Raw genomic sequence first — 22,598 nt, forward strand, 5'->3', positions numbered from 1 at the left:
CGTTCAGAGCTGGCGCAGGTCGAGGGTGAACGGGAACTCGAGGCTCGGCGGGACCGCGGCCACCTGCATCCTGCCCGGCGTGTGGCCGAGCTTGAAGAAGCGCGCCAGCCGCCGGCTTTCGGCCTCGTAGGCGTTGACCGGGAAGCTGTCGTGGTTGCGACCGCCGGGATGCGCCACATGATAGCGACAGCCCCCGAGCGAACGGCCCACCCAGGTGTCGACGATGTCGAAGGACAGCGGCGCGTGGGTCGGGATCGTCGGGTGCAGCGCCGAGGCCGGCGCCCAGGCCTTGTAGCGCACGCCGGCCACGTGCTCGGCGACGCGCCCGGTCGGGTGCAGCGGCAGCGGCGCGCCGTTGACGGTGACGACGTGGCGGTTGCCGTTCAGGCCGCCGGCCTTGACCTCCAGGCGCTCGAGCGACGAGTCGACGTAGCGCACCGTGCCGCCCGGCGCGCCCTCCTCGCCCATCACGTGCCAGGGCTCGAGCGCGGTCCGCAGCGTCAGGTGGATGCCGGCCACCGAGACCTCGCCGATCATCGGGAAGCGGAACTCGAAGTGCGGCGCGAACCACGCGGCGTCGAAGCCGAAGCCCTGGTCGCGCAGTTCGGCCAGCACGTCGTTGAAGTCCATCTGCACGAAGCTCGGCAGCAGGAAGCGGTCGTGCAGCTCGGTGCCCCAGCGCGTCAGGCGCGTCGTGCCGCGGCCCGTGTACGGCGTCTTCCAGAACCAGGCCACCAGCGCGCGCAGCAGCAGCTGCTGCACCAGGCTCATGCGGGCATGCGGCGGCATCTCGAAGGCGCGCAGCTCCAGCAGGCCCAGGCGGCCGGTCGGCCCGTCGGGCGAGTAGAGCTTGTCGACGCAGAACTCCGCGCGGTGGGTGTTGCCGGTGACGTCGATCAGGATGTTGCGCAGCGTGCGGTCGACGAGCCAGGGCGGGATCTGGCCGGGCTGGCCGTAGGTCGCGGTCTGGCGCTCGATCTCCTGCAGCGCGATCTCGAGCTCGTAGACCTGGTCGTTGCGCGCCTCGTCGATGCGCGGCGCCTGGCTGGTCGGCCCGATGAACATGCCGCTGAACAGGTAGCTCAGCGACGGGTGGTTGTGCCAGTAGGTCAGCAGGCTGGCCAGCAGGTCCGGCCGGCGCAGGAAGGGGCTGTCGGCCGGCGTCGCGCCGCCGAGCACGAAGTGGTTGCCGCCGCCGGTGCCGGTGTGGCGACCGTCGAGCATGAACTTCTCGGTCGACAGCCGCGTCTCGTGAGCGGCCTCGTACAGGAATTCGGTGTGGTCGACCAGCTCGTCCCAGCTGGACGCCGGGTGGATGTTGACCTCGATGACGCCGGGATCGGGCGTGACCTGCAGCATCTTCAGGCGCGCGTCGCGCGGCGGCGGGTAGCCCTCGAGCACGATCTTCACGCCCAGCGACGCGGCGGTGGCCTCGACGGCGGCCAGCAAGTCGAGGTAGTCGTCCAGCACGGCCAGCGGCGGCATGAAGACGTAGAGGATGCCGCCGCGCGCCTCGACGCACATCGCGGTGCGGGTGATCCAGTGCGCCGACTCGAAGCGGTCGGGCATGTGCGTGAGGCCACGCGCCGCGGCGCCCCGGCCGTTGCCGTCACCGCCCGCGCGGCCCGCGGCCGCACCGCTGCCCGCGTTCGCAGCCTCGCCGGCCGCCGGCCGCAGCGCGTGACTCCCGTACTGCGCGCGCAAGGCCGCCACCGAGCGCAGCCGCCCGGCCGGCGCGAAGGGGTCGGTCTCGATCAGGTAGGGGTAGTCGGCCTTCGACACCCAGGGCAGCGAGTCCAGCGGCAGCCGGTAGCCCATCGGCGAGTCGCCGGGGAAGAGGTACATCCGTTCGTCGCGGAAGAACCAGGGTCCGGTGGTCCAGCTCGGGCCGGCGAGGCCCGGTGCGCCGTTCTCCCGCTTGATCGGCAGCATGTAGCCGACGACCTTGGTCAGGCCCTGGTCGAAGACCTTGCGCAGCCGTGCGCGCTCCATCTCGTCGTCGAGCCGCGCGTCGAAGGGATCGACGTTGACCGGCAGGCGCCGCTCGCGCCACAGGTAGTACCAGGTGTCCTCGTAGCCGGCCTGGATGTAGTCGGTCGCGAGGCCGAGCTTGGACGACAGCCGCTCGATGAAGGCCTTGGCGTCGACCTCGGTGCACGACGAGGGCTGGCGCTCGTCGGCGAACAGCGTCGGGTCGATCCAGCAGGGCTCGCCGTCGGCGCGCCAGAAGATGCTGAGCGCCCAGCGCGGCAGCTGCTCGCCCGGGTACCACTTGCCCTGGCCGAAGTGCAGGAAGCCGCCGGCGCCGTAGCGCGCGCGCAGCTTCTGCACCAGCTCGTTGGCGTAGCCGCGCTTGGTCGGCCCCAGCGCGGCGGTGTTCCATTCGGCGCCGTCGCGGTCGGTCACCGAGACGAAGGTCGGCTCGCCACCCTGGGTGAGCCGCACGTCGCCGGCCGCCAGCCGCGCGTCGACCGTCTTGCCGAGCGCCACCACGCCGGCCCATTGCGCGTCGGTGTAGGGCTTGGTGACGCGCGGCGATTCGAAGATGCGCGTGACGCCCATCGTGTGGGTGAACTCGACCTCGCTCTTGTCGACCGCGCCGGTCACCGGTGCGGCGCTCGACGGCTCGGGGGTGCAGGCGACCGGGATGTGGCCCTCGCCGGCCATCAGGCCCGAGGTCGGGTCCAGGCCGATCCAGCCGGCGCCCGGCAGGTAGACCTCGCACCAGGCGTGCAGGTCGGTGAAGTCGGTCTCGGCGCCGGAGGGACCGTCGAGCGCCTTCACGTCGGGCTTGAGCTGGATCAGGTAGCCCGACACGAAGCGCGCCGCCAGACCCAGGTGGCGCAGCGCCTGCACCAGCAGCCAGCCGGTGTCGCGGCACGAGCCGGCGGCCGTCTCCAGCGTCTGCTCGGGGGTCTGCACGCCGGGCTCCATGCGGATCAGGTAGCGGATGTCCTGCTGCAGCCGCTGGTTGATGCCGACGAGGAAGTCGATGGTGCGCTGCGTCTTCAGCGGCACGCTGTCGAGGAAGGCCTTGAACCGGGGCGTCAGCTCGCCCTTCACCAGGTAGGGCGCGAGTTCGCGCTTGAGGCCGTCGTCGTAGACGAAGGGAAAGTTCTCGGCGCTGGGCTCGAGGAAGAAATCGAAGGGGTTGTAGACCGCCATCTCGGCGACCAGGTCCACGGTGATCTTGAACTCGGTCGTCTTGTCGGGGAACACCAGCCGCGCCAGGTAGTTGGCGAACGGATCCTGCTGCCAGTTGATGAAGTGGCCGACCGGCTCGATGCGCAGCGAATAGCTCAGGATCGGCGTGCGGCAGTGCGGCGCCGGGCGCAAGCGCACGACCTGCGGCCCGAGCGCGATGCGCCGGTCGTAGCGGTAGTGCGTGACGTGGTTCAGCGCGACATGGATGGACAAGAGGCTCTCCTTCGGGACGGCGGCCCCGAACCGGCCTGCTCAGTCGGACGGTTCGGACTCGGCGGGAATAGCAACTTCCACGCCATTGTCAGGGCGATCCGTGTGCTGCCAGTAGCGTCTGCGCGTCTCGCGCCAGCAGGTCGATCCGTCCGGGCCGTGTCGCCAGGCGCCGCAGCGCGGGCTGTCGATCACCGCGATGCCGCGCTCGCGCAAGCGTGCCATCACCTCGGCCGCCGGATGCCCGAAGCGGTTGCGATAGCCGGCCTGCAGCACCGCCACGCGCGGCGCGACGGCGTCGAGCAAGGCCGCGCTCGACGAGGTCTTGCTGCCGTGGTGCGGCACCAGCAGCACGTCGCTGGCGAGGGCCGCCGGCGGCAGCGTGGCCAGCCGCAGTTCCTGCTCGCGCTCCAGGTCGCCGGTCAGCAGCACGCGCCGCTCGATGCCGCCCCAGCGGCCGACGACGCGCAGCACGCAGCTCAGGGTGTTGGGCTTGATGCGTTCGTGCTCGGCGCGGTCCAGCATCGCGGCCGGCGGGTGCAGCAGCTCGAAGGACACGCCGTCCCAGTCCCAGCGCTGGCCGGCGGCGCAGGCATCGACCGGCACGCCCTGCTGCCGCGCCAGCGCCAGCAGCGGGTGGGCGCGCTCCAGCGAGCCGGACAGCCGCGCCACCGGCAGGCCGCGCAGCAGGGCCGCGGCGCCGCCGACATGGTCGGTGTCGCGATGGCTCAGCATCAGCGTGTCGATGCGACGTTCGCCGAGCGCACGCAACAGCGGCAGCAGCACGCGTTCGCCGGCGTCGGTCTCGCGCGAGTACTGCGGGCCGGCGTCGTACAGCAGCGTGTGGCGTGCGGTGCGCAGCAGCACCGCGGTGCCCTGCCCCACGTCGACCGCGGTCAGCTCGAAGGCGCCCTCCGGCGGCCGCGGCACCTGCGGCCACAGCAGCGGCAGCAGCAGGGGCAAGGCCAGCGCCCGCACGCGCCAGGGCAGCGGCAGCAGGGCCACGGCCGCGCCGAGCAGGCCGCTGGCCACGGCCCAGGGCGCTGCAGCCGGCACGGTCCACGACGACCAGGCCGGCGCCGCCAGCACCTGCAGGCCGGCGTTGAGCGCGGCAACGATCCACGCGCCCGCGCTCCACAGCACCGGCAGCACGGCGCCCAGCAAGGCCAGCGGCGTGACCAGCAGCGTCACGACCGGGATCGCCGCCAGATTGGCCGCGAAGCCGACCAGCGACAGCTGCTGGAAGAACACCAGCGTCAGCGGCGCGAGCCCCAGCGTCGCGACGACCTGGGTGCGCAGCGCGCCGCCCAGCAGCGGCCCGAGGCCGGCCAGCCACTCGCGCCAGCGCGGCCGGTCGGCGACGGCGTCGAGGCCGCTCGACGCGCCGACCAGCGCGCGCGCCTCGCCCGACGCCATCAGCAGGCCCACCGCGACGAAGGACAGCCAGAAGCCCGGCTGCAGCAGCGCCCAGGGGTCGATGGCGGTCACGACGACCATCGCGCTGCCCCACACCAGCGGCCAGCTCCAGCGCAGCCCGGCTGCGCCGACCACCGTGACCGTCGCGAGCATCAGCAGCGTCCGCTGCGCCGGCACGCCCCAGCCCGCGAACACCGCGTAGGCAGCGGCCGCCGCCAGGCCGCCCCAGCGCGCAGCCAGCGGCGCCGGGCAGCGCAGCATCAGCCACGCGCTGCGGCGCCACAGGGCGCCGAGGCCCAGTCCGGCGAGCCACGCGAACATCGTGACGTGCAGACCGCTGATCGACATCAGGTGGGCGACGCCGGTGGCGCGGTACAGCGCCCAGTCCTCGCGCTCGATCGCGGCCTGGTCGCCGACCGCCAGCGCGGCCAGCACACCGGCAGCCGACGCGTCGGGCACGCGTGCGGCGATCGCGTCGCGCACCGTCTGGCGCGCCCGATCCACCGCGTGGCCGGCGTCGTCGCCCAGCAGCCGGTGAGCGCCGGGGCGTGCCGCGCGCACGTAGCCGGTCGCGCGCACGCCCTGCTCGAAGAGATGCAGTTCGTAGTCGAAGCCCTGCGGGTTGGCCAGGCCGTGCGGTCGCTTGAGCCGCAGCGTCAGTTGCCAGCGCTGACCGGCGCGCAGCGCGGGCAGCGCCTCGGTGCCGGACGCGTACCAGCCCAGCGACAGCCGCGGCGGCAGCGCGATGGGTGTGTCGCCGAGCCGCGCCGACTCGACCTCGAAGCGAAAGCGCCAGGCTTCGGGCGAGCGCTGCGGCAGGCTCGCGACGACGCCGACCACGGCGAGGTCGCGGCCCTCGAGTTCGGGCGCCAGCGGTGCCGCCAGCCGTGCCCCGGCGCGCCATCCGGTGCTGCCGAAGGCACAGGCGGCGCAGGCCGCCACCAGCACGATCAGCGCGGCGGCGCCGCGTCGGCGCCCTGCCAGCACGAGCGCCAGCCCCAGCACCCCGGCGCCGACCAGCGCCGCGTAGCCGGGCACCGGCCACAGCGCGCCCTGCTGCAACTGCAGGGCGGCCCCCAGCACCCAGCCGAGGCCGGCGGCCAGCCCTGTCGTCCCCGCCGTCGCCGCTGTGCCGCGCATCGATCCAGTGTAGGAAGCGACGCCGCCGGCCGCATCCTCGCGCGGTAGGATGCCGGCCACTTCCACGGCGCCTGCGGAGCCTCTCCATCATGTCGATACAGCAACGCCTCCAGGACCTCGGCATCGTGCTGCCGCCGGTCGCCGTGCCGGCCGCGGCCTACGTGCCCTTCGTGCGGACCGGCTCGCTGGTCTTCGTGTCCGGCCACATCGCGCGGCGCGACGGCAAGCCGGTGGTCGGCCAGCTCGGCAAGGACATGGACACCGAGACCGGCAAGGCCGCGGCGCGCGGCGTCGCGATCGACCTGCTGGGCACGCTGAACGCGGCGGTCGGCGGCGACCTCGAGCGCGTGAAGCGCATCGTCAAGCTGCTGAGCCTGGTCAACAGCACGCCGGCCTACACCGAGCACCACCTGGTGACCAACGGCGCCTCCGAGCTGATCGGGCAGGTCTTCGGCGAGCGCGGCGCCCACGCGCGCAGCGCCTTCGGCGTGGCGCAGCTGCCGATGGGCGCCTGCGTCGAGATCGAGTTGATCGCAGAGATCGCGTGAAGGCGACGAGCCGCCCGACCAGCGTCTTCCACCGCATGCCGCGCGGCGTGCTGGCGCTGGTGGCGCTGCTGTCGCTGGCCGCGGTCGGCAGCGCGCTGGTGTCGCAGCATGTCTTCGGCATGCTGCCCTGCCCGTGGTGCATCTTCCAGCGCGTGCTCTACCTGGTGATCGCCATCGTGGCGCTCGCCGGCTGGCTGGCGGGCGCCCGGCCGGTGACCCTGCTCACGACGCTGGGCGTGCTGGCGCTGGCGCTCGGCGGCATCGCCTCGGCGGTGTTCCAGCACCAGGTCGCGGCGCGCGACAGCAGCTGCGCGTTCACGCTGGCCGACCGCTTTCTGAACGCGACGGGCCTGGAGACCGCGGTGCCCTGGCTGTTCCAGGTCACGGCGACCTGCATGGAGGCCGCGTCCTACCGCCTGCTCGGCCTGCCTTTCGAGATCTGGAGCGGCCTGCTGTTCACGCTGATCGCCGCCGCGTCGCTGCTGCTGCTGTGGCATTGGAAGGCCCGCGCCTGACCGGGGTCAAGACCGCGACACGCGAGAGGACTAAGCTGTGGCCCGAGACACCGGCGAGGTGTCGTAGGAGACGGCCATGACCCCCTGGCACCGCTTCTGGTTCCCCCACGGCGACGAGACCCCGGCCGCGACGCGCGATGCCGCGCTGTGGACGCCGCAGGCGATCGCGGAGACGCAGCGCGCACTGTGGCAGCACGCCGCGCAGGCGGCCGAGGACTGGTGGCGCTACTGGCGCACCGCCTGGCCCGGCGTGCCGCTGCAGCCGCCGGTCGGCGTCGTCGTGCCGCCGCCGGCCAAGCCGGCCGAAGAGCTGGCCGTGGAACACGCGCCCCGCAAGGCGGCGCGCAGCAAGGCGCGGCCCGCCCCGGCCAAGGCCGCCGCGGCAGGCGCGGGCGGACGGCGTCCGCAGCGCGCGGCGCGCGGCAAGTAGCTCGGCGCCTCAGGCGCGCAGCAGCAGCGTCGGCTTGAGACCCAGGTCGGCCGCCTTGCCCTTGCGCGCCCGCGCGCCCTTGTAGGACGACAGCGCGGCCGCGCCGAACACCTCGTCCTTCGGCTTGCCGCCGCGCAGCGCGGTGCCGACGACGCGCAGGGTCTTGTCGAAGGCCGCCACGCTCACCAGCGCGTCCTTCGCATCGAGGTCCATGAGCGTCAGCCCGCGCCCGCCCTTGGGCTGCAGCTTCAGGTCGGCCAGCGCGAACACCAGCAGTCGACCGGACAGGCTGAGGCAGGCGATCTGCTGCGCGCCGTCGGCACGGCTCGGCGGCAGCGGCTTCTCGCCCTCGGCCAGCGCGAGGAAACTCTTGCCGCCGCGCTGACGCGAGACCAGGTCGCCGGCCTGGGCCAGCAGGCCGTAGCCGCCGGTGTTGGCCAGCAGCAGCGTCGCGTCGGCCGGGCCGGCGAAGTAGTGCTGCGGCTGCGTGCCGGACTCGAGTTCGATCATCGAGGTGATGGGCTGGCCGTCGCCGCGTGCCCCGGGCAGGCCGCTGACGCCAACGCTGTAGACGCGCCCGTTGCTGCCGAAGACCAGCAGCGTGTCCACCGTGCGGCACTCGAAGGTCCCGTAGAGCGCGTCGCCGGCCTTGAAGGCGAAGCTCGCCGCATCGTGGCCGTGGCCCTGGCGGGCGCGCACCCAGCCCTTGCCGCTGATCACCACCGTGACCGGCTCGTCGACCACCTTGACCTCGGCCACCGCCCGCTTCTCGGCCTGGATCAGCGTGCGGCGTTCGTCGCCGTAGGCCTTGGCGTCGGCCTCGATCTCCTTGACCATCGTGCGCTTCAGCGAGGCCGGGCTGTCCAGGATGTCCTGCAGCTTCGCCTGGTCCTCGCGCAGCTCCTTGAGCTGCTGCTCGATCCGGATCGCCTCCAGCCGCGCCAGCTGGCGCAGCCGGATCTCGAGGATGTCCTCGGCCTGCCGCTCGCTCAGGCGGAAGCGCTCGATCAGCGCCGGCTTGGGCTCGTCGGCGTTGCGGATGATGCGGATCACCTCGTCGATGTTCAGCAGCACCAGCTGCCGGCCCTCGAGGATGTGGATGCGGTCCAGCACCTTGTCCAGGCGATGGCGCGTGCGCCGCTCGACCGTGAGCCGGCGGAAGGCGATCCACTCCTGCAGCATCTGCCGCAGCGACTTCTGCGTCGGCCGGCCGTCGGCGCCGACCATCGTCAGGTTGACCGGCGCCGAGCTCTCCAGGCTGGTGTGCGCGAGCAGCACGTTGATCAGCTCCTGCTGCTCGACCGTGCGCGTCTTGGGTTCGAACACCAGGCGCACCGCGGCGTCCTTGCCGGACTCGTCGCGCACCGCGTCCAGCACCGCCAGCAGCGTGGTCTTCAGCTGGGTCTGGTCGGCCGTCAGCGCCTTCTTGCCGGCCTTGACCTTGGGGTTGGTCAGCTCCTCGATCTCTTCCAGCACCTTCTGCGCGCTGGTGCCCGGCGGCAGCTCGGTCGCGACCAGCTGCCACTGGCCGCGCGCCAGGTCCTCGATCTTCCAGCGCGCACGCAGCTTCAGCGACCCGCGGCCCGTGCGGTAGGCCTCCTGGATGTCGACCTCGGCACTGATGATCTGGCCGCCGCCGGGGTAGTCGGGGCCGGGCAGCAGCGCGAACAGGTCCTCGTCGGCGAGCTTCTCGTTCTTCAGCAGCGCGACCGCCGCAGCCGCGACTTCGCGCAGGTTGTGGCTGGGCACCTCGGTCGCCAGGCCGACCGCGATGCCGCTGGCGCCGTTGAGCAGCACGAAGGGCAGGCGCGCCGGCAACTGCTTGGGCTCGGAGGTCGAGCCGTCGTAGTTGGCCGCGAAGTCGACCGTGCCTTCGTCGATCTCGTCGAGCAGCAGGCGCGTGATCGGCGCGAGGCGCGCTTCCGTGTAGCGCATCGCCGCGGCGCCGTCGCCGTCGCGCGAGCCGAAGTTGCCCTGGCCGTCGATCAGCGGGTAGCGCTGGCTGAAGTCCTGCGCCATCCGCACCATCGCGTCGTAGGCGGCCTGGTCGCCGTGCGGGTGGTAGCGGCCCAGCACGTCGCCGACGACGCGCGCGCTCTTCATCGCCTTCGGGCCGGACGCGGTCGTGAAGGCCAGGCCCAGGCGCTCCATCGCGTAGAGGATGCGGCGCTGCACCGGCTTCTGGCCGTCGCAGACGTCGGGCAGCGCGCGGCCCTTGACGACCGACAGCGCGTACTCGAGGTAGGCGCGCTCCGCGTAGTGGGCGAGCGTGATCGCGTCGCCGCCGTCGCCGCCCATCGCGGCGCTCAGTTCCAGTTGATCCATTCGTTTCTCGGAAGCGAGGGGCGGCTCACGCGGCCGCTTCCTCCGTGCCCGCCTCCAGGCGGGCGTGGTACTCGGTCTCCAGCATCGACATCACGATCAGCGAGTCGTAGCCGGCGTCGGTCTTCACGCACTCGCGCAGCCGCCCTTCCTCGACGAAGCCCTCGCTGTCGTAAAGAGCCTTGGCGCGCGTGTTGTAGGCCTTCACGTCGAGCCAGAAGCGGTGGGCATGCAGGTCGCGGAAGGCCATGCGCTTGAGCTGCCGCAGGCAGGCGCGGCCCAGGCCCTGCCCCTGGGTCTTGATCACCATGCGCTTGAGCTCCACTGACCGGTGCCGGCTGCGGCAGCCCTGCAGGATCACGAAGCCCACCGCCTCGGTGCCGGCACCGGCCTCGACGATGAAGTGGCGGAAGTCCGGGAAGCGCACCGCGCCTTCGTGCTGGGTACGCTCCCAGGGCGTGATGTAAGGGCGGCAGGCCGGGTCTTCCTCGACGCTGAGCACGAAGTCGAGGTCGGAGAGCATCGTGGGGCGCAGGCGCACGCCGGCGACGGCCGCGCTCACACGTCCACCTCGATCGTGTCGCCGTGGATTTCCATCAGCTCGCGCCGCGCCGCCGCTTCGCCCTTGCCCATCAGCTTGTTGAACGAGCCTTCGGTCGCGGCGATATCGACCTGGCCCCAGGCCACGGGCAGCAGCCGGCGGGTGTCCGGGTTGAGCGTCGTGTCCCACAGCTGCTCGGCGCTCATCTCGCCCAGGCCCTTGAAGCGGCTGATGGTCCAGGCGTTCTCGCGCGCGCCTTCCTTGCGCAGCTTGTCGAGGATGGCGGTCAGCTCGCCGTCGTCCAGCGCGTAGAGCTTGGCCGCGGGCTTCTTGCCGCGCGCCGGCGCGTCGACGCGGAACAGCGGCGGTCGCGCGACGTGGATGTGGCCGCGCTCGATCAGCCTGGGGAAATGGCGGAAGAACAGCGTCAGCAGCAGCACCTGGATGTGCGAGCCGTCGACGTCGGCATCGCTCAGGATGCAGACCTTGCCGTAGCGCAGGCCGCTCAGGTCGGGTTCGTCGGCCGCGCCGTGCGGATCGACGCCGATCGCCACCGAGATGTCGTGGATCTCGTTGTTGGCGAACAGCCGGTCGCGCTCGACCTCCCAGGAGTTGAGCAGCTTGCCGCGCAGCGGCAGGATGGCCTGGGTCTCCTTGTCGCGGCCCATCTTGGCACTGCCGCCGGCCGAGTCGCCTTCGACGAGGAACAGCTCGTTGAGTCCGAGGTCGCGGCTCTCGCAGTCGGTCAGCTTGCCGGGGAGCACGGCCACGCCGGAGCCCTTGCGCTTCTCGACCTTCTGGCCGGCGCGCTGGCGCGCCTGCGCCTGGCGGATCACCAGTTCGGCGAGCCTGCGGCCATGCTCGACATGCTGGCTGAGCCACAGCTCGAAGGCCGGACGCGTGTAGGTCGAGACCAGCCGCAGGGCGTCGCGCGAGTTGAGGCGCTCCTTGGTCTGGCCCTGGAACTGCGGGTCCAGGACCTTGGCGCTCAGGACGAAGTTCGCGCGCGAGAACACGTCGTCGGGCATCAGCTTCACGCCCTTGGGCAGCAGGCTGTGCAGGTCGATGAAGCCCTTGATGGCCTGGAACAGGCCATCCTTCAGGCCGGACTCGTGGGTGCCACCGGCCACCGTGGGGATCAGGTTGACGTAGCTCTCGCGGACCGCGTTGCCGTCCTCGGTGAAGGCCACGCACCAGGCGGCGCCTTCGCCTTCGGCGAAGTTCTCGGTCTCGCCCTCTTCCGCGTAGTGCGCGCCCTCGAAGAGCGGAATCACCGGATCGGCCACCAGCGTCTGCATCAGGTAGTCGCGCAGGCCGCCTTCGTAGCGCCAGGTCTGCCGCTCTTCTTCATGACGACCGGTCTTCTCGTGCGTCAGCGTCACCGTGACGCCGGGCATCAGCACGGCCTTGCTGCGCAGCAGGTGCACGAGTTCGGCCTTCGGCAGGTCGGCGCTCTCGAAGTATTTCGCGTCGGGCCAGACGCGCACCGTCGTGCCCTGCGCACGATCGTCGGCGCGCGCCTTGCGGGTGGCGACCGGCTCGACCACGTCGCCGCCGGAGAAGGCGATGCTCGCGACCTTGCCGTCGCGGTAGACGGTGACGGCGAGCCGCGTCGACAGCGCATTGGTGACGCTGACGCCCACGCCGTGCAGACCCCCCGAGAAGCTGTAGGCACCGCCCGCACCCTTGTCGAACTTGCCGCCGGCATGCAGGCGCGTGAAGACGATCTCGACGACCGGCAGCTTCTCGTCCGGGTGCAGGCCGTAGGGGATGCCGCGACCGTCGTCCTCGACGCTGATCGAGCCGTCGGCGTGCAGGGTCAGTGCGATGCGGGCGCCGTGGCCCGCCAGCGCCTCGTCGGCGGCGTTGTCGATCACCTCCTGCACGATGTGCAGCGGGTTGTCGGTGCGGGTGTACATGCCAGGACGCTGCTTCACGGGCTCCAGGCCCTTGAGCACGCGGATCGAGGCTTCGCCGTAGCGGCCGGGTGAGCTTGTCTTGCTGGCTTTGGTGGACATGTTGCCGGGGATTCTAGGGACGCCCCCGTGACGCTCCGGGCCGGGTCGCGCGGTCGACAGCAGGATTCACGGCCTTTGGCTACAGTGACCGGCGATGAACACTGCCTCCCCGCCCAAGACCTTGTCGATGACCCAGGTGCTGATCTGCGGCGCCGCGATCGTCACCCTGTCGATGGGCATCCGCCACGGCTTCGGCCTGTGGCTGCAGCCGGTCACGATGGACCGCGGCTGGACCCGCGAGACCTTCGCCTTCGCGCTGGCGGTGCAGAACCTGATGTGGGGCATCGCCGGGCCCTTTGCCGGCATGCTGGCCGACCGCTACGGAGCCTTCAAGGTGCTGCTCGCGGCGTCGGTGATGTACGCGCTGGGCCTGGTCGGCATGGCGCTGGCGACCTCGGGACTGGCCTTCACCGGCAGCGCCGGGCTGCTGATCGGCATGTCGCAGGCCGGCTGCACCTACGCCATCGTGTACGGCGTGATCGGCCGCAACGTCGCGCCCGAGAAGCGCTCCTGGGCCATGGGCATCACGGCTGCGGCCGGGTCCTTCGGGCAGTTCCTGATGGTGCCGGTCGAGAACTGGCTGATCGCCAGCTTCGGCTGGCAGCAGGCGCTGATCCTGCTGGGCTGTGCGGCGCTGGCGATGATGCCGCTGGCCCTCGGCCTGAAGGAAGCGCCGTTCGCCACGACGAGCGCCGGCCACCAGCAGAGCATCGGGCAGGCGGTGCGCGAGGCCTTCGCCTACCGCAGCTTCCAGCTGCTGATGGCGGGCTACTTCGTCTGCGGCTTCCAGGTCGTCTTCATCGGCGTCCACATGCCGAGCTACCTGAAGGACCAGGGCCTGGGCCCGGAGGTGGCGACGACCGCGCTGGCGCTGATCGGCCTGTTCAACGTGTTCGGCACCTATGCCGCCGGCGTGCTGGGTCAGAAGCTGGCCAAGCGCCACATCCTCGCGGCGATCTACGCGCTGCGCTCGGTCGCGATCGTCGCCTTCCTGGTGCTGCCGCTGACGCCGATGTCGGTGTACGTGTTCTCGTCGGTGATGGGCGTGCTGTGGCTGTCGACCATCCCGCCGACCAACGCGGTGGTGGCGCAGATCTTCGGCGTCAAGCACTTCTCGATGCTGGGCGGCTTCGTCTTCTTCTCGCACCAGATCGGCAGCTTCCTCGGCGTGTGGCTGGGCGGCAAGCTCTACGACAGCACCGGCAGCTACGACGTGGTCTGGTGGATCGCCGTGGCGCTGGGCGTGTTTGCCGCCCTCGTCAACCTGCCGGTGCGGGAAACCGCGATCCAGCGGCCGCTGCCGGCCGCGGCATGATCGGGCCATGGTCCTTCCGTCGACGCTCAAGCGCGCGCTGCTGTGGTTCGCGGCAGGTCTGGCGCTGAGCCTGGTCTTCTTCAGCTACCTGCAGCCGGACCTGATGGTGGACCTGGCGAACCGCGTGTGGAGCTGTTTCTAGCGTGACGGCGCAGGTCATCGTCATCACCGGCGCCTCGGATGGCATCGGCGCCGAGATGGCGCGCCAGCTGGCGGCGCGCGACGGCACCCGGCTGGCGCTGGTGCTGGCCGCGCGCGGCGAGGACAAGCTCGCGCAGGTGGCTGCGCAGTGCGCCGCGCACGGCAGCCAGGTGCTGGTGCGCCGCTGCGACGTGTCGGTCCGGGCCGACTGCGAGGCCCTGGTCGCCGCGGCGGTCGAACGCTTCGGCCGCATCGACACGCTCGTCAACAACGCCGGCATGTCGGCCCACGCGCTGCTCGAGGACACGCCCGACCTGGCCTGGACCGAGCAGCTGATGCGCATCAATCACTGGGGCAGCGTCTGGTGCACCCACGCCGCGCTGCCGCACCTGAAGGGCAGCCGCGGCCGCATCGTCGCGGTGTCCAGCCTGGCCGGGCTGGTGGGCGTGCCGGCACGCACCGCCTACTGCGCCAGCAAGTTCGCGATGACCGGCTTCTTCGAGGCCCTGAGGACCGAGCTCGACCCGCAGGGCGTCAGCGTGACGATCGCCTACCCCGGTGTGGTCGCGACCGAGATCCGCCGCCGCGGCTACGACGCCGCCGGCCAGCCGGCCGGCCGCAGCGGGCTGGACGAGCGCGACGCGATGCCGGTCGACGAATGCGCGCGCCTCATCGTCGACGGCATGGACCGGCGCCGCCGCGACGTGGTGATGAGCACCAAGGGCAAGCTCGGCCGCTGGCTGAAGCTGATCGCGCCGTCACGGGTGGACGCGATGGCGCGCGCCGCGCTGAACCGCGACGCCGCATGACGCCCGCGCATGCCGGGCAGGATCCGTCGCCCTGGGTCCGGCGCTGGGCGGCGCTGCTGCCGCGCGCGGCCAGCGTGCTGGACGTCGCCTGCGGCTCGGGCCGGCACCTGCGCTGGCTGGCCAGCCTGGGCCATCGCGTGACCGGCGTCGACCGCGACGCTGCGGCACTCGCCGCGCTGCAGGGCCAGGGCGAGCTGATCGTCGCCGACATCGAGGCCGGCGCTTGGCCGCTGGCCGGTCGACGCTTCGATGCGGTCGTCGTCACCCACTACCTGTGGCGGCCGCTGATGCCGACGATCGTCGCCAGCGTCGCGCCCGGCGGACTGCTGGTCTACGAAACCTTCGCCGCCGGCAACGCCAGCGTCGGCAAGCCGTCGAACCCGCACTTCCTGCTGCGCCCCGGCGAACTGCTGGACGCGGTGCGCGGCGACCCGGCCGGCGACTGGCGCGTGCTGGGCTACGAGGACGGTTTCCTCGACGCGCCGCCGCGCTTCGTGCAGCGCATCGCCGCCGTGCGCGAGGCCCTGTCGGCCGACGCCGCACCACCGCGTTATCCCCTGTAGCCGCCCCGTCAGGCTGGCCCGGGCGGCTGGCTAAAATCGCCGCTTCTACAGGAACCCCCATGAAGCCCATCATTGGCAGCATCGTCGCGCTCGTCACGCCGATGCACGAGGACGGCAGCGTCGACTACCCGGCGCTGCGTCGACTGATCGACTGGCATGTCGCCGAGGGCACGGACTGCATCGGCATCGTCGGCACGACCGGCGAATCGCCAACGGTCACGCCCGACGAGCACTGCGAGATCATCCGCGCCGCGGTCGAGTACACGGCCGGCCGCGTGCCCGTGATGGCCGGCGCCGGTGCCAACTCGACCGCCGAGGCCATCGAGCTGAGCCGCTACGCCAAGAAGGTCGGCGCCGACTGCACGCTGCAGGTCGTGCCCTACTACAACAAGCCCACGCAGGAGGGCCAGTACCGCCACTTCAAGGCCATCGCCGAGGCGGTGGACATCCCGGTGGTGCTCTACAACGTGCCCGGCCGCACGGTGGCCGACATGCAGCACGAGACCGTGCTGCGGCTGGCCCAGGTGCCCGGCATCGTCGGCATCAAGGAAGCCACCGGCAACATCGATCGCGCGGCCTGGCTGATCAAGGAAGCCCCGAAGGGCTTTGCGATCTACTCGGGCGACGACCCGACCGCGCTGGCGCTGATGCTGCTGGGCGGCCAGGGCAACGTCAGCGTGACGGCCAACGTCGCGCCGCGCGCGATGCACGACCTGTGCATGGCCGCCGTGGCGGGCGATGCGCGGCGCGCCGTCGAGATCCACATGCGCCTGCTGCCGCTGCACAAGCAGCTGTTCTGCGAGCCGAACCCGATCCCCGTCAAGTGGGCGCTGCAGCGCCTGGGCCGCTGCGGCGGTGCCCTGCGGCTGCCGCTGACCCCGCTCGGCGAAGCTCAGCAGCCCGTGGTCGAGCAGGCGCTGCGCGACGCCGGCCTGCTGTGAACCTCCCCCTGAACTCGTCCGGCGCTGCCGCGTCTCACCCGTGCCCCTGCCTGGCCGCGCTGCGGCCGGCAGCGCCCGACCTTCGGAGTAGCTTCCCGTGAATTTCCCGCGTCTTCCCCTTCCGTCCCGCCTGCTGGTGCTGGCCCTGGCCGTCGGCCTGACCTCCTGTTCGACGGTCAACAACGCGCTCCAGGGCGACAAGGTCGACTACAAGTCCAGCGCCTCGAAGTCCGTGTCGCTCGAGGTGCCGCCCGACCTGACGCAGCTGGCGCGTGACTCGCGCTACCAGCCGACCGGCGGCACGATCAGCGCCTCGACGCTGCAGCAGGCAGCGCCGGCGGGCGCTGCGGCCGCGACCGCCGCGCCCGGAGCCGTCACCGTCGCGCCGGCGGTCGTCGGCGACGTGAAGCTCGAGCGTGCCGGCAGCCAGCGCTGGCTGGTGACGAAGCAGACGCCGGAACAGCTGTGGCCGCAGCTGCAGGCTTTCTGGGCAGAGCGCGGCTTCCAGCTCGACGTCGAGCAGAAGGACACCGGCCTGATGGAGACCAACTGGAACGAGAACCGCGCCAAGCTGCCGCAGGACTTCATCCGCAACACGCTGGGCAGGGTGTTTGAGAGCATCTACGACACCGGCGAGCGCGACCGTTTCCGCACGCGCATCGAGCGCAGCACTGACGGCGACACCGACATCAACATCAGCCACCGAGGAATGTTCGACTTCTACACGACCGAGCGCAAGCAAAACACCGTCTGGCAGCCGCGTCCGGCCGATCCGGAACTCGAGGCGGTGATGCTGTCGCGCCTGATGCAGAAGCTCGGCGCCAAGGAAGAGCAGGCGAAGGCCGCCGCCGCTGCCGCCGCGCAGCCGACGGCCGCCGCCGCGCCTGCCCCCGCCCCGCGCGCGCGCCTGCTGGCCGGCGGGCCGGGCGCCGGCCTGCAGGTGGACGACGGCTTCGACCGCGCTTGGCGGCGCGTCGGCCTGGCGCTGGACCGCAGCGGCTTCACCGTCGAGGACCGCGACCGCGCCCAGGGCCTGTACTTCGTGCGCTACGTCGATCCGGCCAAGGCCGGCAAGGAGGAGCCCGGCTTCTTCAGCAAGCTCTTCGGCGCCAAGGAAGATCCGCAGGGCGGCCTGGAGCGCTACCGCATCGCACTGAAGACGCAGGCCGACTCGACCGTCGTCACCGTGCTCAACAACCAGGGCGCGTCCGAGACCGGCGACGCGGCCAAGCGCATCCTCGACCTGCTGGTCACCGACCTGAAGTGACGCCGCGCTGAGCGCGCCCGGCATGCGCTTCTGCAGCCTCGGCAGCGGCAGCAGCGGCAACGCGACGCTGGTCGAGGCCCGCGACGGCGCGCGCACCACGCGCCTGCTGATCGACTGCGGGTTCACGCAGAAGGAGTTCGACGCGCGGCTCGGTCGCATCGGCCTGGACACGGCCGACGTCGACGCGATCTTCGTGACGCACGAGCACGGCGACCACATCGGCTGCGCCGTGGCGCTGGCGCGCCGGCACCGCATCCCGCTGTGGATGAGCCGCGGCACCTGGCGGGCGATCGGCGCGCCCGAGTTCGACGACGGCCTGCTGCAGTTCGCGCGCGACGGCGAGAGCATCGAGGTCGGTGCGCTGCAGCTGCAGCCCTACACCGTGCCGCACGACGCCGCGGAGCCGCTGCAGCTGTGCTGCAGCGACGGCGCGGCGCGCCTGGGTGTGCTGACCGATGCCGGATCGATCACCGGCCACCTGCTGGCAGCGCTGCAGGACTGCGCGGCCCTGCTGCTGGAGTGCAACCACGACCGAGGCCTGCTCGCCGCATCGAGCTACCCCGCATCGCTGAAGGCCCGCGTCGGCGGCCGGCTCGGCCATCTGGCCAACGACAGTGCCGCCGAGGTGCTGGCAAGCTGCCGCCACGACGGCCTGCGTCATGTCGTCGCGGCTCATCTGAGCGAACAGAACAACCGGCCGGCCCTCGCCGCCGCGGCGCTGGCCGGCGCGCTGGGCACGAGCCCCGACGAGGTGGTCGTCGCGACGGCGCGCAACGGCTTCGCCTGGCTGTCCCTCGGCTGAAGCTTCGCGGCGCCCAAGGCAGAAGGCCACCCCGAGGGGTGGCCTTCTGCTTTCGATGGCGCAGGGCTCGCGCCCTGTCGCGCTGCTGCTTACTTCTTCGCGGCGTCGATCGCGGCCGAGGCGGCACCGGCGGCAGCCGAGGCGGCATCGGCAGCGGCGGTGGCAGCCGTGGCGGCGGCACCGGCGGCGGCCGAGGCGGCAGCGTCGGCAGCACCGGCGGCAGCGCCAGCGGCGGCCGAGGCGGCATCACCAGCGGCGGACGCGGCGGTGGCCATGGCGGCCGACGCGGCGGCGGCGGCGGGAGCAGCCACTTCTTCCTTCTTGCCGCAGGCGGCGAGGGCGGCGGCGGCGATCAGCGAAGCCAGCAGGAGCGACTTAGTCATCTTGAGATCCTTGTGAACGGAGGGTGGCAAACATACCGGTAGTTGGCAGAACCCGCGCGTGCGCGCCGAGTTCCGTACAAGACCAGGACCGCTCGAGCAGTCCTATGCCTAGCCCGGCATTCTAGCCGTACCCCGGGCATACCCTCATAGGCCGAGAGTCGTGACGGGAAAGCCTTCCTCCGAGCGTTGCGACAACGCATCGACCAGCTCCCGGCACCGCAGCAGGTCGGCCGGTTCGCGCAGCACGCGACCGCGATGGCGCTCGCGGTCGAACAGCCGCACCGCCACCCGGTCCGGCACGAACAGCAGGCAGGGCAGCTGCGCCACGAACTCCTCCTGCACGACGAGGCACTGCACGACGTGCGACCACTGCTGGCGCCAGGCGATCCAGCGCGGGAAGCGCTGCGGGAACAGTGCGTAGTCGGCCGCCAGCAGCGTGAGGCGCCGGCGCGAGCTGGCCCAGCGCGCGAGCGCGTCGACCACCGCCGGCTGGCCGAGCGGCCAGGCGTCGAAGTCGAGGTCCGCCATCCACAGCTGCGGGACGCCGGCTGCAGCCCCATCCTCCAGGGCGGCCAGCACCTCGCGCTGGAAGTCCTTGCGGCCCTCGATCGGCGTCACTGGCTCGGGCCGGTTCGCGTCGTCATCAGTCATCGTCGACTCCCAGTGGCTGCAGCCAGCCGTCCTCGGTCCATTGCATCAGCAGTTCGCGCGCGGCGTCGCTCGCGCGCGCGATCTCGGCAGCCGTCAACACCCGGCGATCGGCCAGGCGCCGCATCAGGGTCGCGTCGCGGCCGGCGGCACGCCACGACTCGCCGTTCACGAACACGTGGGCATCGTCGTACATCATCCGCGACCGCGGATCGAGGCGCAGCCCGTGCGCGATCGTCGCCGTGTCGGACGATCCGAACCAGACCTGGGGCTTGGGCTCGCTCAGGGCCTCGCCCAGCGCCGCCTGCAGCGCGTGGCGCTCACGCACCGCGCGCACCACCGCCGCCGCGGCAAAGCGCTGCAAGGCCTCGGGGATGCGTCCTGGCGTCGCCGTCGCACCCTGCGACGGGTCGCGGTACCGCTGCGGCGGGTCCTCGTCGCTGCGTTCCAGCAGGCGGCCCAGCACCTCGCGCGCCAGTTCGTCGCGCGCCGGTGCACGAAAGCCGATCGAGGCCGTCAGGCACTCGCCCTCGGCGACGCCGTCGTGTGCCCAGCCCGGCGGCAGATAGAGCATGTCGCCCCGCTCCAGCAGCCACTCCTGGGTCGGCGCGAAGCGCGCCAGGATCTTCAGGGGCTGGTCCGGCTGCAAGGCTCCATCGCCGGCCGGGCCGATGCGCCAGCGGCGGCGGCCCTGCACCTGCAGCAGGAAGACGTCGTAGGAGTCCACGTGCGGACCGACGCCGCCGCGATCGCTGGCCCAGGACAGCATCAGATCGTCGAGGCGCGCCTCGGGCACGAAGCGGAACATCGACAACAGCTCGCGCGCCGCCGGCACGTGCAGGTCGAGGCCCTGCACCAGCAAGGTCCACCCCGGACGCGACACCGGCGGCAACGCGCGCCGCGGCAGCGGGCCGCGTCGCAGGCGCCAGGACTCGCGTTCGCGCACGACCAGACGCGACTCGACGTCCTCGCTGCCGGCCAGCGCGAACAGTGCCGCACGACCCAGCGGCGCCTGCACGCCTGGCACGGCCTGGCGCACCAGCAGGGGCTGCTTCTGCCAGTGGCGGCGCATGAACGCTCGCGGGCTCAGGCCGCCGAGCAAGGGGGTCCGCGCGTCGATGTCCGGAGGCTGGCTCATGCATTCATTGTGCGATCATCTCCGCATGCAGATCGACCCGCCCTGCGTCGTCAGCCTCACCTGGCGACTCGAAGATGCCCAGGGCCAGCTGATCGACGAGCTGGCCGAGCCGGTGGAGTTCTTCGTCGGTGGCGACGACCTGCTGTCCAAGGTCGAGGAAGCGCTGGTCGGACAGAGCGAAGGCTTCGAAGCGACCCTGCATCTGGAACCCGAACATGCCTTCGGCGAGTACGACGCCGACCTGGTGTTCTTCGAGGACCGCAGCGTCTTTCCCGAGCACATTGAAGAGGGCATGCAGTTCGACGGCCTGCCCGAAGGCGCGACGACGCGCGACGTGCCGACCGATGCGGTCTACACCATCACCGAGGTCTACGACAGTCATGTCGTGCTCGACGGCAACCATCCGCTCGCGGGCATCGCACTGGTGCTGGCACTGAAGGTGCGCGACGTGCGCACGGCCAGCGCCGAGGAAGTCGAGCACCGTTCGGTCGCGACGTCGCCCTTGTCGGTGCTGAGCACCCTGCCCCCGCCGCCGCAGCTGCACTGAGGTCGTCGACCGGCGGCCTCAGGCCTTGCCGGTCGAGCCGAAGCCGCCCTCGCCGCGCGCCGAGGCCTCGAAACTCTCGACGACGCGGAACGCCGCCTGCACCACGGGCACGATCACCAGCTGTGCGATGCGCTCGAGCGGCTGCACCGTGAAGGCCTCGCGGCCACGGTTCCAGCAGCTCACCATCAGCGGGCCTTGGTAGTCGGAGTCGATCAGGCCGACCAGGTTGCCCAGCACGATGCCGTGCTTGTGACCCAGGCCCGAGCGCGGCAGGATCATCGCCGCCAGGCCCGGATCGCCAAGGTGGATGGCCAGGCCGGTCGGGATCAGCTGGGCCTGGCCGGGTTCCAGCACCAGCGGCACGTCGAGGCAGGCGCGCAGGTCGAGGCCGGCGCTGCCCGGCGTCGCGTAGGCCGGCAGCTGGTCGGCCAGGCGCGCGTCGAGCACGCGGACGTCGATGGTCGTCATGCGGCGTCGGTGGCCCGGCGGCGCGCGATCTCGGCCACCAGCTGGCGCGCGAGCGTCAGCTTGTCGGCCGTGCCGCCATCGGGGGGCAGTGGTCGCTCGCCCTGGGCATCGACCAGCAGCAAGGCGTTGTCGTCGCGGCCGAAGGTCGCCGGCCCGAGGTTGCCGACCACCAGCGGCAACTTCTTGCGCACCAGCTTCTCTCGCGCGTGACGCGCCAGCTGCTCGCTCTCGGCCGCGAAGCCGACGCAGAACGGTGGGCGCGGCAGCGCCGCGACCGTCGCCAGGATGTCGGCGTTCTCGCTCAGCTCGACGCCCGGCGGTACCTTCTTGCCGTCCTTCTTGATCTTGTGATCGGCCAGCTTCGCCGGCCGCCAGTCGGCCACCGCCGCAGTGGCGATGAAGAGTCCGTGCGTGGCCGCCAAGGGCAGCACCGCGTCCAGCATCTGCTCGGCGCTCTGCACGTCGATGCGCGTCACGCCGCGCGGCGTCGGCAGGTGCACCGGCCCGGCGACCAGCGTGACCTGCGCGCCAGCTTCGCGAGCCGCGCGCGCCAGCGCGAAGCCCATCTTGCCGCTGGAGCGATTGGTCAGGCCGCGCACCGGGTCGATGGCCTCGAAGGTCGGGCCGGCGGTGATCAGCACGCGCTCACCGGCCAGGGGCTTGGGCGACAGCGCGCTAACGATGTCCTCGAACAGCTCTTCGGCCTCGAGCATGCGGCCGTCGCCGGTCTCGCCGCAGGCCTGGTCGCCGTTGCCGGGCCCGAGCACGATCGCGCCGTCGTCGCGCACCTGCGCCAGGTTGCGCTGCGTGGCGGGATGCGCCCACATCTCGCGGTTCATCGCCGGCGCCAGCAACAGCGGGCAGTCGGCAATCGGGCGCGCCAGGCACAGCAGGCTCAGCAGCTCGTCGGCCCGGCCCTGGGCCAGCTTGGCGATCAGGTCGGCGCTGGCGGGGGCGACGACCACGGCATCGGCCTCGCGCGTCAGGTTGATGTGCGCCATGTTGTTGGGCTGGCCCGCGTCCCACTGGTCGCTCAGCACCGGCTGACCCGACAGCGCCTGCATCGTGACCGGCGTGATGAACTGGCGCGCTGCCTCGGTCATCACGACCCGGACCTCGGCGCCGGCCTTGACCAGCAGGCGCAGCAGTTCGGCCGCCTTGTAGCAGGCGATGCCGCCAGACAGGCCCAGGACGAGACGCTTGCCGGCAAGGTCGAGACGTTCACTCATGAT

General features: G+C 71.8%; 21 protein-coding genes. 11 read left to right on the forward strand and 10 right to left on the reverse strand.

Annotated elements, in window-relative coordinates; translation table 11 throughout:
• Window positions 1–3: 3 nt before the first annotated feature.
• Together QZV97_RS00510 and QZV97_RS00515 are read right to left on the reverse strand one after the other, a co-directional pair.
• Window positions 4–3,417 (reverse strand): DUF2126 domain-containing protein, encoded by a 3,414-nt coding sequence (locus QZV97_RS00510; RefSeq protein WP_295636594.1) that lies wholly within the window; start codon window positions 3,415–3,417, stop codon window positions 4–6.
• Window positions 3,418–3,456: 39 nt separating this feature from the next.
• Window positions 3,457–5,970: a DNA internalization-related competence protein ComEC/Rec2 gene (locus QZV97_RS00515; protein ID WP_295636597.1), complete on the reverse strand. Its 2,514-nt coding sequence runs from the start codon at window positions 5,968–5,970 to the stop codon at window positions 3,457–3,459.
• Window positions 5,971–6,059: 89 nt separating this feature from the next.
• On the opposite strand from QZV97_RS00515, the gene QZV97_RS00520 reads away from it, so the two are divergent.
• The 3 genes from QZV97_RS00520 to QZV97_RS00530 all read left to right on the forward strand — a co-directional run bounded on the left by QZV97_RS00520 (window position 6,060) and on the right by QZV97_RS00530 (window position 7,463).
• Entirely contained in the window at window positions 6,060–6,518 is a 459-nt protein-coding gene (locus tag QZV97_RS00520) for a RidA family protein (RefSeq protein ID WP_295636600.1), read from the forward strand.
• On the forward strand, window positions 6,515–7,033 hold the full coding sequence (locus tag QZV97_RS00525; protein ID WP_295636604.1) for a disulfide bond formation protein B: 519 nt from the start codon (window positions 6,515–6,517) through the stop codon (window positions 7,031–7,033). The genes QZV97_RS00520 and QZV97_RS00525 overlap by 4 nt, the downstream gene beginning before the upstream one ends.
• 76 nt (window positions 7,034–7,109) lie before the next feature.
• The gene (locus QZV97_RS00530) at window positions 7,110–7,463 is read left to right on the forward strand and encodes a hypothetical protein (RefSeq protein WP_295636607.1); all 354 of its coding nucleotides are present in this window, start codon (window positions 7,110–7,112) and stop codon (window positions 7,461–7,463) included.
• A 9-nt stretch (window positions 7,464–7,472) separates the two neighbouring features.
• On the opposite strand, the gene parC is transcribed toward QZV97_RS00530, so the two are convergent.
• The 3 genes from parC to QZV97_RS00545 are packed head-to-tail and all read right to left on the reverse strand — an operon-like array spanning window position 7,473 to window position 12,344.
• Window positions 7,473–9,788 (reverse strand): DNA topoisomerase IV subunit A, encoded by a 2,316-nt coding sequence (gene parC, locus QZV97_RS00535; protein ID WP_295636611.1) that lies wholly within the window; start codon window positions 9,786–9,788, stop codon window positions 7,473–7,475.
• 25 nt (window positions 9,789–9,813) lie between these two features.
• Entirely contained in the window at window positions 9,814–10,347 is a 534-nt protein-coding gene (locus QZV97_RS00540) for a GNAT family protein (protein ID WP_295636614.1), read from the reverse strand.
• Window positions 10,344–12,344, reverse strand: coding sequence for a DNA topoisomerase IV subunit B (locus QZV97_RS00545; RefSeq protein ID WP_295636617.1), 2,001 nt, complete (start codon window positions 12,342–12,344; stop codon window positions 10,344–10,346). The genes QZV97_RS00540 and QZV97_RS00545 overlap by 4 nt, the downstream gene beginning before the upstream one ends.
• 94 nt (window positions 12,345–12,438) lie before the next feature.
• Here QZV97_RS00545 and QZV97_RS00550 point away from each other — a divergent pair, with 94 nt between their 5' ends.
• The 7 genes from QZV97_RS00550 (at window position 12,439) to QZV97_RS00580 (ending at window position 18,182) form a co-directional block, all read left to right on the forward strand.
• On the forward strand, window positions 12,439–13,659 hold the full coding sequence (locus tag QZV97_RS00550) for an MFS transporter (RefSeq protein WP_295636620.1): 1,221 nt from the start codon (window positions 12,439–12,441) through the stop codon (window positions 13,657–13,659).
• Window positions 13,660–13,666: 7 nt separating this feature from the next.
• On the forward strand, window positions 13,667–13,801 hold the full coding sequence (locus QZV97_RS00555) for a hypothetical protein (protein WP_295636623.1): 135 nt from the start codon (window positions 13,667–13,669) through the stop codon (window positions 13,799–13,801).
• A gap of 1 nt (window position 13,802) precedes the next feature.
• Window positions 13,803–14,609 (forward strand): SDR family oxidoreductase, encoded by an 807-nt coding sequence (locus tag QZV97_RS00560; RefSeq protein WP_295636626.1) that lies wholly within the window; start codon window positions 13,803–13,805, stop codon window positions 14,607–14,609.
• A complete protein-coding gene (locus QZV97_RS00565; RefSeq protein WP_295636630.1) occupies window positions 14,606–15,172 on the forward strand; it encodes a class I SAM-dependent methyltransferase in 567 nt (188 codons plus the stop codon). The genes QZV97_RS00560 and QZV97_RS00565 overlap by 4 nt, the downstream gene beginning before the upstream one ends.
• A gap of 59 nt (window positions 15,173–15,231) precedes the next feature.
• Complete coding sequence (gene dapA, locus QZV97_RS00570) at window positions 15,232–16,113, forward strand: 4-hydroxy-tetrahydrodipicolinate synthase (protein WP_295636633.1); 882 nt, start codon at window positions 15,232–15,234, stop codon at window positions 16,111–16,113.
• Window positions 16,114–16,210: 97 nt separating this feature from the next.
• Window positions 16,211–17,380 (forward strand): outer membrane protein assembly factor BamC, encoded by a 1,170-nt coding sequence (gene bamC / locus QZV97_RS00575; RefSeq protein WP_295636636.1) that lies wholly within the window; start codon window positions 16,211–16,213, stop codon window positions 17,378–17,380.
• Window positions 17,381–17,402: 22 nt separating this feature from the next.
• Window positions 17,403–18,182, forward strand: coding sequence for an MBL fold metallo-hydrolase (locus QZV97_RS00580; RefSeq protein WP_295636639.1), 780 nt, complete (start codon window positions 17,403–17,405; stop codon window positions 18,180–18,182).
• Window positions 18,183–18,271: 89 nt separating this feature from the next.
• Here QZV97_RS00580 and QZV97_RS00585 read toward each other — a convergent pair whose 3' ends face one another.
• From QZV97_RS00585 to QZV97_RS00595, 3 genes are all read right to left on the reverse strand, one after another.
• Window positions 18,272–18,565 carry a hypothetical protein gene (locus QZV97_RS00585; RefSeq protein WP_295636642.1) on the reverse strand — a complete coding sequence of 98 codons (294 nt, stop codon included), beginning with the start codon at window positions 18,563–18,565 and terminating at the stop codon, window positions 18,272–18,274.
• Between the two features lie 144 nt (window positions 18,566–18,709).
• Window positions 18,710–19,216, reverse strand: a complete 507-nt coding sequence (locus QZV97_RS00590; protein ID WP_295636645.1) for a hypothetical protein — start codon at window positions 19,214–19,216, stop codon at window positions 18,710–18,712.
• Window positions 19,209–20,351, reverse strand: a complete 1,143-nt coding sequence (locus tag QZV97_RS00595; protein ID WP_295636648.1) for a cupin domain-containing protein — start codon at window positions 20,349–20,351, stop codon at window positions 19,209–19,211. The genes QZV97_RS00590 and QZV97_RS00595 overlap by 8 nt, the downstream gene beginning before the upstream one ends.
• A gap of 25 nt (window positions 20,352–20,376) precedes the next feature.
• On the opposite strand from QZV97_RS00595, the gene QZV97_RS00600 reads away from it, so the two are divergent.
• Window positions 20,377–20,898, forward strand: a complete 522-nt coding sequence (locus QZV97_RS00600; RefSeq protein ID WP_295636651.1) for an FKBP-type peptidyl-prolyl cis-trans isomerase — start codon at window positions 20,377–20,379, stop codon at window positions 20,896–20,898.
• An 18-nt stretch (window positions 20,899–20,916) separates the two neighbouring features.
• Here QZV97_RS00600 and dut read toward each other — a convergent pair whose 3' ends face one another.
• Both dut and coaBC read right to left on the reverse strand, forming a co-directional pair.
• Entirely contained in the window at window positions 20,917–21,366 is a 450-nt protein-coding gene (gene dut, locus QZV97_RS00605; protein WP_295636654.1) for a dUTP diphosphatase, read from the reverse strand.
• Entirely contained in the window at window positions 21,363–22,595 is a 1,233-nt protein-coding gene (coaBC, locus tag QZV97_RS00610; RefSeq protein ID WP_295636657.1) for a bifunctional phosphopantothenoylcysteine decarboxylase/phosphopantothenate--cysteine ligase CoaBC, read from the reverse strand. Before coaBC ends, dut begins: the two co-directional genes overlap by 4 nt.
• Window positions 22,596–22,598 lie beyond the last annotated feature (3 nt).

Source organism: uncultured Methylibium sp. (assembly GCF_902826655.1).
Classification (GTDB): domain Bacteria; phylum Pseudomonadota; class Gammaproteobacteria; order Burkholderiales; family Burkholderiaceae_C; genus Methylibium.

Bases quoted from the DNA above. Each gene is read 5' to 3' on its own strand.
- QZV97_RS00515 (WP_295636597.1), bottom strand. From the start codon at position 5,970: ATGCGCGGCACAGCGGCGACGGCGGGGACGACAGGGCTGGCCGCCGGC.
- QZV97_RS00520 (WP_295636600.1), top strand. From the start codon at position 6,060: ATGTCGATACAGCAACGCCTCCAGGACCTCGGCATCGTGCTGCCGCCG.
- QZV97_RS00530 (WP_295636607.1), top strand. From the start codon at position 7,110: ATGACCCCCTGGCACCGCTTCTGGTTCCCCCACGGCGACGAGACCCCG.
- parC (WP_295636611.1), bottom strand. From the start codon at position 9,788: ATGGATCAACTGGAACTGAGCGCCGCGATGGGCGGCGACGGCGGCGAC.
- QZV97_RS00545 (WP_295636617.1), bottom strand. From the start codon at position 12,344: ATGTCCACCAAAGCCAGCAAGACAAGCTCACCCGGCCGCTACGGCGAA.
- QZV97_RS00550 (WP_295636620.1), top strand. From the start codon at position 12,439: ATGAACACTGCCTCCCCGCCCAAGACCTTGTCGATGACCCAGGTGCTG.
- QZV97_RS00555 (WP_295636623.1), top strand. From the start codon at position 13,667: ATGGTCCTTCCGTCGACGCTCAAGCGCGCGCTGCTGTGGTTCGCGGCA.
- QZV97_RS00565 (WP_295636630.1), top strand. From the start codon at position 14,606: ATGACGCCCGCGCATGCCGGGCAGGATCCGTCGCCCTGGGTCCGGCGC.
- dapA (WP_295636633.1), top strand. From the start codon at position 15,232: ATGAAGCCCATCATTGGCAGCATCGTCGCGCTCGTCACGCCGATGCAC.
- QZV97_RS00580 (WP_295636639.1), top strand. From the start codon at position 17,403: ATGCGCTTCTGCAGCCTCGGCAGCGGCAGCAGCGGCAACGCGACGCTG.
- QZV97_RS00585 (WP_295636642.1), bottom strand. From the start codon at position 18,565: ATGACTAAGTCGCTCCTGCTGGCTTCGCTGATCGCCGCCGCCGCCCTC.
- QZV97_RS00590 (WP_295636645.1), bottom strand. From the start codon at position 19,216: ATGACTGATGACGACGCGAACCGGCCCGAGCCAGTGACGCCGATCGAG.
- QZV97_RS00595 (WP_295636648.1), bottom strand. From the start codon at position 20,351: ATGAGCCAGCCTCCGGACATCGACGCGCGGACCCCCTTGCTCGGCGGC.
- QZV97_RS00600 (WP_295636651.1), top strand. From the start codon at position 20,377: ATGCAGATCGACCCGCCCTGCGTCGTCAGCCTCACCTGGCGACTCGAA.
- dut (WP_295636654.1), bottom strand. From the start codon at position 21,366: ATGACGACCATCGACGTCCGCGTGCTCGACGCGCGCCTGGCCGACCAG.
- coaBC (WP_295636657.1), bottom strand. From the start codon at position 22,595: ATGAGTGAACGTCTCGACCTTGCCGGCAAGCGTCTCGTCCTGGGCCTG.